Below are 13,343 nucleotides of genomic sequence, written 5' to 3' on the forward strand. Positions count from 1 at the left end.
TGTACAGATCTAGTTATCACCTGACACCGGCCTCAAACCGGTGTCTTGTTTACGCTACTTTAGAGCGCACTTCCTTCGGTATCAATTTCAGACCCTTCTTGAACATGCTGTAGGGGGTTTGACCCTCCATCATCCTGCCCTGATGTGGCCGCTGGGTGTTGTAGTGCACCAGATAGCTATCCAGGTCTGTCTGCATCTGCTCTACCGACTCATACCAGGTCGTCCTCCCCTTGATGCGGAAGTGTTCATCCAGCAAGGTTCGATGCAGCCGCTCGATAAAGCCGTTGCTCTGCGGCCTGCGCACCTTGGTGGTTCGGTGCTCAATCCCCTCCAGTTGCAGGAACAGCTCGTAGGGATGGTGGTCTGGGCGCCCACAGAACTCGCGCCCGTTGTCCGACAGGATGGTATAGACCCGCGCCTCGTGGGCCTCGAAAAACGGCAGCACCGTTTCATTGAGCACATGAACCGAGGTCACCGGCAGCTTGCTGGTGTAGAGCCGTCCCCAGGCGTGGCGACTGTAGCAGTCCAGCACGGTTTGTAGATACACCTTGCCAACCCCCTTGAGCGCGCCGACGAAGAAGGTGTCGACCGCCACCAGTTCTCCGGTGTAATGAACCTCAATCTGGCGTTCTCGGAACTCGGGACTGAATCGTTCTAACAGGCGAATTTGCTCGTCATTGAGCTCAATGGTCTGCTCACGGTGAGTTTTCTCAAGGCGCAGCAAGCGGTCGTGTTTAGAGAGCAAGTCGTGCCGTTGCCACACGCCACGCACACCGCCCGCACTGACATTGATGCCTTGCAGAGCCAGTTCTTGCGCGACCCGCAGCGGGCCTTGAGTTGGTCTGGTGAGGGAGTAATCGAGGATGGCCTGTTCAATCTCGGGCGCAACCCGATTGGGATGAGCCCCTTTACAGCCCGGCAATTTGTCGAGCAAGCCCTCGGCGCCATAGGTCTGGTAATTACGGCGAATTTCGTAGAACTGCTGGCGGCTGTAGCCAATGAGCTTGCAGGCTTTACTGACGTTATTGAGCTCTTTGGCGAGCTCTAGCAGGCTGAGTTTGCGACGTGCTACTTTCTCGTTGGTGGTCATACGGTGACTCCAGATAACACGGTAGGGGTACCGTTTTGTTATCCGGTTTGAAGCCGTATGACCACTCCCTTTTGTGGGCAACTGTCAGGTGAATACCATCTCCATACACTCAGTCGATCACCCCCCGTAACCTTAAAGCAGTAATCAATTCATCCACTAGCACTTCCACCGGTTTACCGGCGTTAAGCAGATGGATTTCCGGCTGTTCGGGCGCCTCGTAGGCGGAGTCGATACCGGTAAAATTCGTAATTTCCCCTGCCCGCGCCTTTTTATAGAGCCCCTTGGGGTCACGCTCTTCACAGACGGATAGCGGCGCATCGACAAAGACCTCGACAAACTCCCCCTCGCCCAAGAGGCTGCGCACCAGCGCCCGCTCGGCACGAAACGGCGAGATAAAGGCGGTGAGCACGATAAGGCCCGCATCCACCATCAGTTTTGCCACCTCGCCGACCCGGCGGATATTCTCCTGCCGCGCAGCATCATCGAAACCGAGATCGCCGCAGAGGCCGTGGCGCACATTGTCCCCATCGAGCAGATAAGTGTGCTTGCCTTGTGCCGCCAGCGCCTGCTCCAGCGCCCCCGCCAGGGTCGATTTGCCCGCCCCCGACAGCCCGGTAAACCAGATCACCAGCGGCTTTTGCCCTTTAAGCTCGGCCCGGCTCTGTTTGTCGACGGCATGGGCATGCCACACGATATTGCTCATCCAACACTCCTTGATTGGCGCTCACGCCTTAAAACGGAAACAGCAGGGGCACCATCACAATCACCCCGAGGCTATAGGCCAGCGAGACCGGCAGCGCCAGCTTGAGGTAGTCCGGCATCTTGTAGTTGCCCGCGGCATAGACCATCAGGTTGGTCTGGTAGCCGTAGGGCAGGATAAAGCTGGAGCTGGCCCCGAACAGCACCGCCAGAATAAACGGCATGGTCGAGACATCCATGCTGAGCGCCAGCTGGTAACCCATGGGGAAGGCCAGCGCAGCGGCAGCGTTGTTGCTCATCAGCTCGGTCAACACCAGCGTAAACACATAGATACCGATAAAGGCGATGATGGGGCTGGCACCGTTGAACTCTCCCATCAGCCAGTCGGCGATAAGCTTGGCCAGTCCGCTCTTTTCGAGCTGATCGGCGATGGCGAGCGCCCCGCCCACCACCAGCCAGATATCCAGCGGAAAGCGGCGGCGGATCTCGTCCAGGGTCAGAATGCGGGTGAGCAGCAGCGCCACCAACATCAGCAGCAAGCCCTTGAACAGCGGCACCAGATCGAATACCGAGAGCGCCAGCACCCCGAGAAATCCCAGCACCACGGCGGCGCTGCGTTTGCCATCGAGGCGGGTGGAGGCTTCCAGCCCGCTCACCACCACAAACTCCCGCCCCAGCGACTTGTTGCGGGCAAACTGGGGGCCGGGGGCAAGCAGCAGGGTATCACCGGCATGCAGCTCAATCTGGCCGAGGCCACCGGTAAGCTGGGTTTCGCCGCGGCGCACCGCCAGCACCACCGCATCGAAGTGGGTGCGAAACTCGGCATCCTTGATGGTCTGACCCACCAGCCGCGAGCTGTGGCTGACGATCACCTCCACCAGATGCTGGCCGTTGAGGCGGTGCTGGCCGTAGAGATCCAGCCCCTTCATCTCCTGCAACACGCCGACGCTCTCCACATCGCCGCAAAACAGCAGCACGTCCCCTTCGTGCAGCTCGTGTTCCGGCTGCACCGGGCAGATCACCTGATCGCCGCGAATGATCTCCGCCAGATAGAGACTTTTCAGGCTGCGCAGGCCGTTCTCCTTGACGCTGCGCCCCGCCAGCGGCGAACCGGCGCCCACCTTGGCTTCGAGAAAGTAGCCGGATTCGCGGCTCATCTCGGTATCCTGCTCCGGCAGGTGACGGGCAAACAGCAGCACGGCCACCAGACCGGTCAGCAGGGTGCCCGCCCCCACCATAAAGAAGTCGAACATGCCGAGCGGCGGCGCCCCCATCTTGATGAGGAAGCTGTTGACGATAAGGTTGGTGGAGGTGCCGATCAGGGTCAGCACCCCGCCAAAGGTGGCCGCGAAGCACATGGGCAGCAGCAGCCGCGACGGCGCATGGTTGGGGTTGCGTTTGACCGCGCCCAGCATAGAGGCCACCACGGCAGTGTTGTTGACGAAGGCCGACAGGAAGGCGGTGGAGAACCACACCTTCACCAGCACCTTGTTGAATGAACCCGTGCCCACCAGATTGGCGAACCAGCTCATGATGCGGGTCTTCTCCACCGCCAGCGACACCAGCAGCAACAGCACCAGCGTCAGCAGGGCACTGTTGGTGTAGCCCGCCACCACGGCATTGATATCCGCCAGCCCGCTCAGGTAGGTGATGAGCACGGCGCCCGAGAAGAGCAGCGCCGGGCGGAGTTTGCCCTGGATCAGCAGGGCCACGAGAGCAGCCAGCAGACCCAGCACCAGGAATTGTTGCCAGGTCATGGGCTTACTCCTTGCTTGTGTCGTTACCGATGGCAAGGGCTTGCCAGTGCGGGAAGTGCTTACGCACCAGGGCGTTGAGCTCGATTTCGAACTCGCTGTAGTGCCCTTTTACCGCTTTGGCCGCCAAGCCTTCCACTATCATGCCGGCACCGACGGTGACGTTGCTCAGCCGGTCGATCAGGATAAAGCTGCCGGTGTCGCGGATCTCCTGATACGGGTCGAACGCCACCGGGTCGGTGAGGCTCAGCTCGCACAGGCCGATCTCGTTGAGCTTGAGCTCGCTCGCGGGCAGTTCGTCCAGCTTGTTGATCTCGATGCGGTGGCGGATGGCCTCCACCTGACCGCGACTCTTCTTGGTGGCCAGTTTGACGTCGTAGACCCGGCCCGGTTGCAGGGACTCTTCCCCCATCCAGACGATATGGGACAGCACATTCTGGGTCACTTGCGGCCGCTTGGCCGCATCCACCAGCAGGTCGCCGCGGCTGATGTCGATTTCGTCGGCGAAGGTGACCGTGATGGCCTGACCCGGCAGGGCGTACTCCAGATCGCCGTCGAAGGTGACGATGCGGGTCACTGTGCTCTCCTTGCCCGACGGCAGCACCGCCAGCTTGTCGCCCACCCGCAGAATGCCGGAGGCGAGCGTCCCCGCGAAGCCGCGAAAATCGAGGTTCGGGCGGTTCACATACTGCACCGGCAGGCGCACCGGATGGCGCTCCAACTCGCGCTCCACTTCTGCCGACTCCAGCAGGGCAAGCAGGGTTTCGCCTTCGTACCAGGCCAGCTTGTCGCTCTGGTTGACCACGTTGTCACCATCCAGCGCCGAGACCGGCACGATATGGATGATGTCGACGCTGAGCTTTTTGGCGAACTCGCGGTAGTCGGCACTGATGCGCTCGAACACCTCCTGACTGAACTCCACCAGATCCATCTTGTTGACCGCTACCACGAACTGCTTGATGCCAAGCAGGCTCGCGATAAAGCTGTGGCGGCGGGTCTGATCCAGCACCCCTTTGCGGGCGTCTATCAGGATGATGGCCAGATCGCAGGTGGAGGCGCCGGTGGCCATGTTGCGGGTGTACTGCTCGTGGCCCGGGGTATCCGAGATGATAAATTTGCGCTTGGCGGTGGAGAAATAGCGGTAGGCCACGTCGATGGTGATGCCCTGCTCGCGCTCTGCCTGCAGGCCGTCTACCAGCAGTGCCAGGTCCAGCTTCTCGCCGGTGGTGCCGAGCTTCTGGCTGTCGGACTCCAGCGCTTTGAGCTGATCTTCATAGATCTGCTGGGAGTCGTGCAGCAGGCGACCGATAAGGGTGCTCTTGCCGTCATCCACGCTGCCGCAGGTGAGAAAACGCAGCAGACTCTTGTGCTGCTGGGCGTGCAGATAGGCTTCGATGCCCTGTTCGGTGATGGCGGTCTGAATATGGCTGTTCATGCTGACGACTCCTTAGAAATATCCCTGACGCTTCTTCTGCTCCATGGAGCCGGCCTGATCGTGGTCAATCAGCCGCCCTTGCCGCTCGCTCGAGGTGGTGAGCAGCATCTCTTCAATAATTTCCGGCAAGGTGGTGGCATCGGATTCGATGGCCCCGGTCAGCGGGTAGCAGCCGAGGGTGCGGAAGCGCACCAGCTCCTGCTTCACCTCATCCTCGGCGGTCAGCGGCATGCGCTCGTCATCCACCATGATCTTGATGCCGTTGCGCTCCACCACCGGACGCATGGCCGCGAAGTAGAGCGGCACTATGTCGATGTTCTCCAGATAGATGTATTGCCAGATATCCAGCTCGGTCCAGTTGGAGAGCGGGAACACCCGGATGCTCTCCCCCTTGTTGACCTGGCTGTTGTAAACACGCCACAGCTCCGGGCGCTGGTTCTTCGGATCCCAGCGGTGAGACTTGTCACGGAAGGAGTAGACCCGCTCCTTGGCGCGGGACTTCTCCTCGTCCCGGCGCGCGCCACCGAAGGCGGCGTCAAAGCCGTATTTGTTGAGCGCCTGCTTGAGCCCCTCGGTCTTCATGATGTCGGTGTGCTTGCCGCTGCCGTGCACGAAGGGGTTGATGCCCATGGCGAGGCCATCCGGGTTCTTGTGGACGATGAGATCCAGCCCGTACTTTTTGGCGGTCTCGTCGCGGAAGGTGATCATCTCCTTGAACTTCCAGTCGGTGTCGACGTGGAGCAAGGGGAACGGGATCTTGCCCGGATAGAAGGCCTTGCGGGCCAGATGCAGCATGACGGAGGAGTCCTTGCCGATGGAGTACATCATCACCGGGTTTTCAAATTCGGCAGCCACCTCGCGGATGATATGGATGCTCTCGGCTTCCAACTGCTGCAAGTGGGTCAATCTTTCACGGTCCATGTTGGTCCTCGGGTCATTGCTTATGCGCCTGCTCGGGGCGCTGGGTGGTTCAGTGCGCGGCCGCGCTGGCAACCGCATCAAATATCTCTTTCCGGGTCAGGCCAGTTGCACCAGCTTGAGGTCGCAGCCATCGAGATCCGGGTTAGTGCGCAACGGCTCGCCGCTTTTTTCTCCGCTCTTTTCTCCAAACCAGGCGAGCCGCTCGCGCAGGGCAACCACTTCGCCGATGACGATAAGCGACGGGCTTACCGCCTGTTTGGCCAGCTCCGCCAAGTCGGCCAGCGTGCCAGTCAGCACCCGCTGACGGGATGTGGTGCCGCGCTCGATGATGGCGATGGGGGTGGCTTGGCTTCGGCCGTGATCCACCAACTGCTGCTGGATATGCTCGGAGCGCATCAGCCCCATGTAGATGACCAGAGTCTGACTGGTGGCGGCGAGCTGCTGCCAGTCGGGCTCCTTGCCCTCTTTCTGGCAGTGGCCGGTAATAAAGACGGCGCTCTGAGCGTAATCACGGTGAGTCAGCGGAATACCGGCATAGGCGGTGGCACCGGCGGCGGCCGTGATGCCGGGCACCACCGAGAAGGGGATGCCTTCATCGGCCAGCACTTCCAGCTCCTCGCCACCCCGGCCAAACATGAAGGGATCGCCCCCTTTCAGCCGCACCACCCGGTTGCCCGCCTTGGCGTATTCCACCAGCAGGCGATTGGTCTCCTCCTGCGGCACGCTGTGGGCGCCCGCCTTCTTGCCGACCGACACCAGAGTGGCGTCGCGGCGCACCAGTTCGAGGATCTCAGGCGAGACCAGCTGGTCGTAGAGCACCACTTCAGCCTGTTGAATCTGTTGCAGCGCCTTGAGGGTCAAGAGGCCCGGATCGCCAGGGCCCGCGCCGACCAAGACCACCTCGCCCACTTCGCTTTTCGCTTGGTCTAGGCCATCGCTCAGCCACTGCTCGGCCCCTTGCCAATCCTCTTTTTCAATCAGGCTGGCGAGGGTGTTGGAGGCAAAAGCCCGCTCCCAGAAGCGGCGGCGATCGGAAATCGAGGAGAGCACCCGCTTGGCCTTGTCACGCACCCGGCCGGAGAGCTCGGTCAGCCCGCCAAGATGGCGCGGCAGCAGGCTCTCCAGCCGTTCACGCAACAGGCGCACCAGCACCGGTGCCTTGCCGCCGCTGGAGACCGCCACCATCAGCGGCGAGCGATCGATGATCGAGGGGAAGATAAAGCTGGAGCGTTTGGGGTCATCCACCACATTGACGAACAGACCCAGCTGGTTGGCACTCTGATAAACCAGTGCGTTGACTTCGAGGTTGTCAGTCGCCGCCACCACCAAAATCTGGCCGGCCAGATGGGCCGGGGTGAAGCGCTCGGCCAGATGGGTGAAACGACCGGTGAATTCCGCAAATTCCGGTTCAAGCTCCGGGGAGACCAGGGTCAGCCGGGCACCGGCCGCCAGCAGCAGGCGCGCCTTGCGCAGGGCAACCTCACCCCCGCCCACCAGCAGTACCGGGCGGCCTTCCAACTTGGCAAACATAGGTAAATAATCCATTTCGGCCCATCCCTCGGAACACGACTAATATGGGGCGACTATAGGCAGGGCAGCTTATCCCTCAAAATAATAAAAAATGCTTTTTAATGCGTTTTGGTAATTAGCAAAGCCGATTCATGACAAAGGCGTACAAAGTCACTTGTGGTACCTGACGCCAGACCATAGGCTAGGGACTGTGTTTCATAAGGAGCTAAATGATGAATGAATCATTGATTGTGCTAGGGATTTTCGTGTTCCTGGTGCTCGCCACACTGAGTGCGGGCATCAAGATCGTGCCCCAAGGCTACAACTGGACGGTGGAGCGCTTCGGCCGCTACACCCGCACCCTGACCCCGGGTCTCAACCTGCTAATCCCCTACGTGGATCGGGTCGGCCACAAGATCATCATGATGGAGCAGGTGCTGGATATCCCGGCACAAGAGGTGATCTCCCGCGATAACGCCAACGTCACCATCGACGCCATCAGCTTTGTGCAGGTGGTGGATGCCCGCAAAGCGGGTTACGAGGTCAACGATCTCACCAGCGCTATCCGCAATCTCACCATGACCAATATGCGCACCGTGCTCGGCGCCATGGAGCTGGATGAGATGCTCTCCCAGCGCGACACCATCAACGAGAAGCTGTTGCGCACCATGGATGCCGCCACCGCCCCCTGGGGCATCAAGGTGACCCGCATCGAGATTAAAGATGTGCGCCCGCCGCTGGCACTGGTCGAGGCGATGAACGCCCAGATGAAGGCCGAGCGCCAAAAACGGGCCGAGGTGCTGGAAGCCGAAGGGGTGCGCCAGTCCAAGATCCTGAAAGCGGAAGGGGAGAAACAGTCCCAGATCCTCAAAGCCGAAGGTGAGCGTCAGGCCGCCTTCCTCGCCGCCGAAGCGCGAGAGCGGGCTGCCGAGGCGGAAGCCAAGGCGACCCACATGGTTTCCCAGGCAATTGCGGAAGGAGACCTGCAGGCCATCAACTACTTCGTGGCTCAGAAATATACCGAGGCACTGGCCCGCATCGGTGAAGGCCCCAACAGCAAGATCATCATGATGCCGCTGGAAGCGGGCAGCCTGATTGGCTCGGTGGCTGGTATGGCCGAGCTGTTCAACAAAGATGGCAAGGGCAGCAAGTCATGACAGCCCTGTTAGAGGGGCTGACCCACTGGCACTGGCTGGGGCTCGGCTTCATTCTGCTGGCCATCGAGGTGCTCGGCTCGGTGGGCTTTTTGCTCTGGACCGGCATCGCCGCGCTGGAAGTGGGGCTACTGCTGCTGATCTGGCCCTTTGGCTGGCAGGCGCAGTTGCTGCTGTTTGCGGTGCAATCCCTGCTCACCACCTGGGCCTGGTGGCGCTGGCAGCACCAGCGCGACAACTCGGGTCAGGATGCCGCCAGCACCATCAACGAGCGGATGCAGAGCTATATGGGCCGCGAGCTGACCCTGCTGGATGATGTGACTCAGGGCACCAGTCGGGTGCATCTGGACGACACGGTCTGGACGGTGCGCTGCGACGAGTCGCTGCCTGCAGGCAGCAAGGTCAGGGTGGTAGGGGCCGACTCCCACATCCTGCTGGTTGAACCCCGCAACTGACGCAACTCTGCCATCGAGTGATAAAAAAGCCCGCGATCGCTCGCGGGCTTTTGTCTCTCTAGCTGCCACTCAGGTACGCAGCCGATCGAGCTGACTGGCCAGCGCCGTGGCCGCTTGCTCCAGCGCTTCGCTCAGCTGATGGCTGGAGCTGGCCTCCTGCCCAATCACGTTGGCGGTATCACCAATCCGCATCAAATTCTTGTTGATATCGTCACTGACGGCGCTCTGCTGCTCGGCGGCGGTGGCGACCTGACTGATGTGGTCGTGGATCTGCTGGATCTGGGCCACCACCCGATTGAGCGCCTCGAACGCCTGCTCGGTGCCCTGCACCGTGGTGGTGGAGCGCTCGATGCCGGTATTCATCAGACGTTGACTGCTGCTCACCTCGGTCTGCAGGCTACCAATCAGCTGGCCGATCTCGTCGGTCGATTCACGAGTCTTGTTGGCCAGCGCCCGCACCTCGTCTGCCACCACTGCAAAGCCGCGGCCCATATCACCTGCCCGCGCTGCCTCGATGGCGGCGTTGAGGGCCAGCAGATTGGTCTGCTCGGCAATGGCGCGGATCACATCGAGGATCCGGCTGATATTGGTGCTGCGCTGGGCCACCAGCGCCACCGCCTTGTCCGCCTCATGCATATCGCCGACCAGAGTATGGATCTCGTTGCGGGCATTGCTGAGGGTCTGCTGGGCGGTATTGATGTGGTGGGTCGCCGCTTCCGACTCCTGCGCCGCCTGCTCGGCATAACCCGCCACGCTGACTGCCGTGGTGCTCATCTGATGCATGGCGCTTACCACGCTCTCCAGCTCCAGATTCTGCTCGTCCAGACTACTGCGCATGGTGTCGGCGGTATGTTTCATCTCCCGCGCCTGCTGGTAGACCTGCTGACCGATCCCCTTGCTCATTTGCACCATGCCCCGCAGCTTGCCGAGGAAGGCATTGAGCTGGGAACCCAGATCGATTAGCTCCTGATGGGTGTCGATCTCCATCTGCTGGGTCAGGTCCCCCTCGTTGCTGGAGAGATGGCCCACATGGCGACTGATAAGAGAAAGTGGCGCTGTGATGGTCTGGATAAACCAGACCAGCAGCCCCAGCACCAGCAGGGTAATCCCGCCCATGGCGATGATCTGCTGCCGCTGGGCATCCACCAGCAGGGTGCCCAGTTCATTGCTGATGGCGTGCGCCTTGCTCAGCGCCAGCGCCTTGGGCACCTTGATCATCAACCACCACTGGGTATTGGCTGCCTCAACCCGGATGGGCTGATGAAGAATAAAGTCACTGTCGCTACTGACCGGCTGACCGTCAGGCAGGGTCAGGCCCACCTCCTTGAGTGGACGGCCCAGCTTGTCGGCATAGCGGTTGCTGCCCACAATCAGCCCCATTTTGCTGACCAGGGTCACATCCGCCTTGTTGTCATAGAGGCTCTTGCCAAGGTTTTCAGCCAGTTGCTGGAAGATGGGCAGGTTCATATCCACCCCAGCCAGCCCGACAAACTTGCCGTCACGCAGCACGGGCACTGTCAGACTGGTCATCAGCATCTTGTTGCCCGGGCTGATTTCGTAGAGGTAGGGCTCCATCAGGCAGGGCTGGCGGGTATCGCGGCCACAGAGATACCACTCGCTGTTGCGAATGCCGAACTCGTTGAGAGAGGTATCAAACTTGGCCTCGCTGGCAGCGGCGTCCACCGCTTGCTGAGCGACTGCCCCTCCCTGATCCTTGGTGAAATAGACCTCCAGACTCCCCTTGCCTGTCACCGAGTGGCTGGCTCCGCCCAGCCAGTTGCCATCCTCGCCATCATAGCCATCCGGTTCAAACTGGGCATAAATGGAGCTGATCCCGCTCGCCTGCTGCAGGCTGCTGCCGAGCAGAGACTCCACTTGGGGGCGCGACAAACGCAGCTCCGGCTTGGCCATCCCGGCTTCAATCTGGGCGGTCACAGTCAGGGGGATCTGATAGGAGTTCTGCATCAGCGAGGCAATCTGGATGGCATAGCGCTCCGCCTGATACTGCAGGCTGCGGGAGACCTCCTCTTCCAGTGCATCGCTGGTCTGGGTCATCACCATGTTGCGAAGGGAGCTGAAAGAGGCCGATTGCAGCAGGGTCATGGCCAGCCCGGTCAGCAGAAACAGTCCCATGGTAAGGCACAACAACTTGAACTTGAGGGAACGTTGCTTCATGCGACAACTCCTTATGGCAGAATAACAACGAATTACTTGAGTATATTCGCCCACTTGCGCTTCACCCGATTTGTTGATGGGTTTGTGGCAGGCTTCTGGTTATAATTTTTGCCTTCCCGAGCGTTGATGGAACAGTCGCAATGAGCAATGCACTGAGCAGTGTCCCGCCGGTAGTCGCGATGGACTACCCCTTTCCGGCCAAACCTCTTCCCCTGAGTGCCGAGCAGAGAACGACCTTGACCACAGAAATCAAGGCGCTGCTCAAGGAGCGCAAGGCGGTACTGGTTGCCCACTACTACACGGATCCCGAGATCCAGGCGCTGGCCGAAGCCACCGGCGGTTTCGTCGGTGACTCGCTGGAGATGGCCCGCTTTGGTCGCGATCACGCCGCGCAAACCCTGATCGTCGCCGGGGTGCGCTTTATGGGGGAAACCTCCAAGATCCTGAGCCCCCACAAGCGGGTGCTGATGCCGACTCTGGAGGCCGAATGCTCCCTCGATCTGGGCTGTCCCATCGAGCAGTTCTCCGCCTTCTGCGATGCCAATCCCGACCATACCGTGGTGGTCTATGCCAATACCTCGGCCGCCGTCAAAGCACGGGCTGACTGGGTGGTGACCTCCAGCATCGCGCTGGAGATCGTCGAGCACCTCGACAGTCTGGGTCACAAGATCATCTGGGGCCCGGATCGCCATCTGGGTGCCTACATCGAGAAGAAGACCGGGGCGCAGATGCTGCGCTGGCAGGGCCACTGCATCGTCCACGACGAGTTCAAGGCCCGTGCCCTGCGCGAGCTGAAAGAGCAGAATCCGGACGCCGCCGTGCTGGTTCATCCGGAATCCCCCGCCTCGGTGATCGAGCTGGCCGATGCGGTGGGCTCCACCAGCCAGCTGATCAAGGCGGCCAAGGAGCTGCCCCAGCAGAAGCTGATCGTTGCGACCGATCGGGGCATCTTCTACAAGATGCAGCAGGCCTGTCCGGAGAAAGAGATGGTGGAAGCACCGACCGGTGGCGATGGCGCTACCTGCCGCAGCTGCGCCCACTGCCCCTGGATGGCGATGAACGGTCTGGTGGCGATCAAGGAAGCCCTCACCGACGGTGCCGAGCGCCACGAGATCCATGTCGACGAAGATCTGCGGGTCAAAGCCTTGCTCCCCCTCGACCGGATGCTCAATTTCGCCGCCGAACTCAAGCTCAAGACTCAGGGCAACGCCTGATTGCCACTGTCACGAGATGCAAAGAGGGCTCCCGCGGGAGCCCTCTTTATTTATCTGAACCTCATCCAACTCAGATGATTACGGTGGAGAGACTATGCTCTTCATCCGGCGCAACGGTCACACCCGCCTCGCCAGCGATGGCTGCTTCGACGCAGAGCATGGTGCGATAGCCATCGTCGCTCATGTCGGCCATGGCGGTGGCCCCTTCCAACCAGGGGGTCCAGACCACCACGCTGTCGTGGTTGCCACTGACAACCCGGATCTCGCGCTCACCATCCTGCACGCTCACCAGCGCCTCTGGCTGCCAGTAGACCCGATCCAGCGGCCCGCTCAGGGTCAATGCACCCTGCTGCTTGGCATCCTGCCCGGTCAGCTTGTCGGCATAGGGCTCACCCAGACCGCTCACGCTCACCGCTTCCGGCGCACTGATCTGCAAATAGGTGTGCAGCGCACCGCTATAGGCCAACGGCTGGCTACCGGTGTTGCGAGTGGTCAGCACCAGCGAGAGCTCTTTGCCAACCAGCACATCCAGCTCCAGCTCGAAGGCGTGATCCCACAGGGCGCGGGTTGCGTCGCTGTCACGCAGGGAGAGATGAACGAGCGTGCCATCGGCGTGATCGGAGACCCCGTCCAGCATCCAGAGGGTGGTGCGTGCAAAACCGTGGGAGGGCTTGCCGCTACCAACGCGGGCGGGCGCCGGGCCAAACCAGGGCCAGCAGATCGGGATACCACCGCGAACAGGCTTGCTGCCATCCAGCACCGCCTTGTCGCTCAGCCAGATGGAGGCCGGCTCGCCATGACGCTGATAGCTCAGCACATGGGCGCCAAACAGGCTGATTTCTGCCTTGGCATAGTCGTTGTTGATGGTGAGAACCGGCAGACCGGCCGCATTGTTGGCAAGCTTGCAATTGGCTGTCAGGGGACGAATGGATTGCAT

11 protein-coding genes are annotated in these 13,343 nt (G+C 60.9%); 3 read left to right on the forward strand and 8 right to left on the reverse strand.

The features are described 5' to 3' along the window. Window positions 1-49: 49 nt before the first annotated feature. The 6 genes from AB5Z05_RS08280 to cysG all read right to left on the reverse strand — a co-directional run bounded on the left by AB5Z05_RS08280 (window position 50) and on the right by cysG (window position 7,444). Window positions 50-1,090, reverse strand: a complete 1,041-nt coding sequence (locus AB5Z05_RS08280; protein WP_279460456.1) for an IS481-like element ISAs19 family transposase — start codon at window positions 1,088-1,090, stop codon at window positions 50-52. A gap of 109 nt (window positions 1,091-1,199) precedes the next feature. Next, window positions 1,200-1,793 carry an adenylyl-sulfate kinase gene (gene cysC / locus AB5Z05_RS08285; protein WP_201990090.1) on the reverse strand — a complete coding sequence of 198 codons (594 nt, stop codon included), beginning with the start codon at window positions 1,791-1,793 and terminating at the stop codon, window positions 1,200-1,202. Window positions 1,794-1,821: 28 nt separating this feature from the next. Further along, window positions 1,822-3,546 carry an SLC13 family permease gene (locus AB5Z05_RS08290; RefSeq protein WP_005362933.1) on the reverse strand — a complete coding sequence of 575 codons (1,725 nt, stop codon included), beginning with the start codon at window positions 3,544-3,546 and terminating at the stop codon, window positions 1,822-1,824. Window positions 3,547-3,550: 4 nt separating this feature from the next. Beyond that, window positions 3,551-4,978 carry a sulfate adenylyltransferase subunit CysN gene (cysN, locus tag AB5Z05_RS08295; RefSeq protein ID WP_368151007.1) on the reverse strand — a complete coding sequence of 476 codons (1,428 nt, stop codon included), beginning with the start codon at window positions 4,976-4,978 and terminating at the stop codon, window positions 3,551-3,553. A gap of 12 nt (window positions 4,979-4,990) precedes the next feature. Further along, window positions 4,991-5,923, reverse strand: a complete 933-nt coding sequence (gene cysD / locus AB5Z05_RS08300) for a sulfate adenylyltransferase subunit CysD (RefSeq protein WP_368151028.1) — start codon at window positions 5,921-5,923, stop codon at window positions 4,991-4,993. A gap of 72 nt (window positions 5,924-5,995) precedes the next feature. Beyond that, complete coding sequence (cysG, locus tag AB5Z05_RS08305) at window positions 5,996-7,444, reverse strand: siroheme synthase CysG (RefSeq protein WP_368151009.1); 1,449 nt, start codon at window positions 7,442-7,444, stop codon at window positions 5,996-5,998. Window positions 7,445-7,641: 197 nt separating this feature from the next. On the opposite strand from cysG, the gene AB5Z05_RS08310 reads away from it, so the two are divergent. After that, window positions 7,642-8,565 carry an SPFH domain-containing protein gene (locus tag AB5Z05_RS08310; RefSeq protein ID WP_005335703.1) on the forward strand — a complete coding sequence of 308 codons (924 nt, stop codon included), beginning with the start codon at window positions 7,642-7,644 and terminating at the stop codon, window positions 8,563-8,565. After that, complete coding sequence (locus AB5Z05_RS08315; protein ID WP_005335704.1) at window positions 8,562-9,017, forward strand: NfeD family protein; 456 nt, start codon at window positions 8,562-8,564, stop codon at window positions 9,015-9,017. Before AB5Z05_RS08310 ends, AB5Z05_RS08315 begins: the two co-directional genes overlap by 4 nt. 69 nt (window positions 9,018-9,086) lie before the next feature. On the opposite strand, the gene AB5Z05_RS08320 is transcribed toward AB5Z05_RS08315, so the two are convergent. Next, entirely contained in the window at window positions 9,087-11,192 is a 2,106-nt protein-coding gene (locus AB5Z05_RS08320; protein WP_368151012.1) for a methyl-accepting chemotaxis protein, read from the reverse strand. A 140-nt stretch (window positions 11,193-11,332) separates the two neighbouring features. On the opposite strand from AB5Z05_RS08320, the gene nadA reads away from it, so the two are divergent. Next, the gene (gene nadA / locus AB5Z05_RS08325; protein ID WP_368151014.1) at window positions 11,333-12,406 is read left to right on the forward strand and encodes a quinolinate synthase NadA; all 1,074 of its coding nucleotides are present in this window, start codon (window positions 11,333-11,335) and stop codon (window positions 12,404-12,406) included. Window positions 12,407-12,476: 70 nt separating this feature from the next. Here the strand turns inward: nadA and AB5Z05_RS08330 are convergent, their stop codons facing one another. Then, the gene (locus tag AB5Z05_RS08330) at window positions 12,477-13,343 is read right to left on the reverse strand and encodes a D-hexose-6-phosphate mutarotase (protein ID WP_368151016.1); all 867 of its coding nucleotides are present in this window, start codon (window positions 13,341-13,343) and stop codon (window positions 12,477-12,479) included.

The sequence above is a fragment of the Aeromonas sp. R2-4 genome (assembly GCF_040908365.1).
GTDB classification, from domain to species: Bacteria; Pseudomonadota; Gammaproteobacteria; order Enterobacterales; family Aeromonadaceae; genus Aeromonas; species Aeromonas veronii.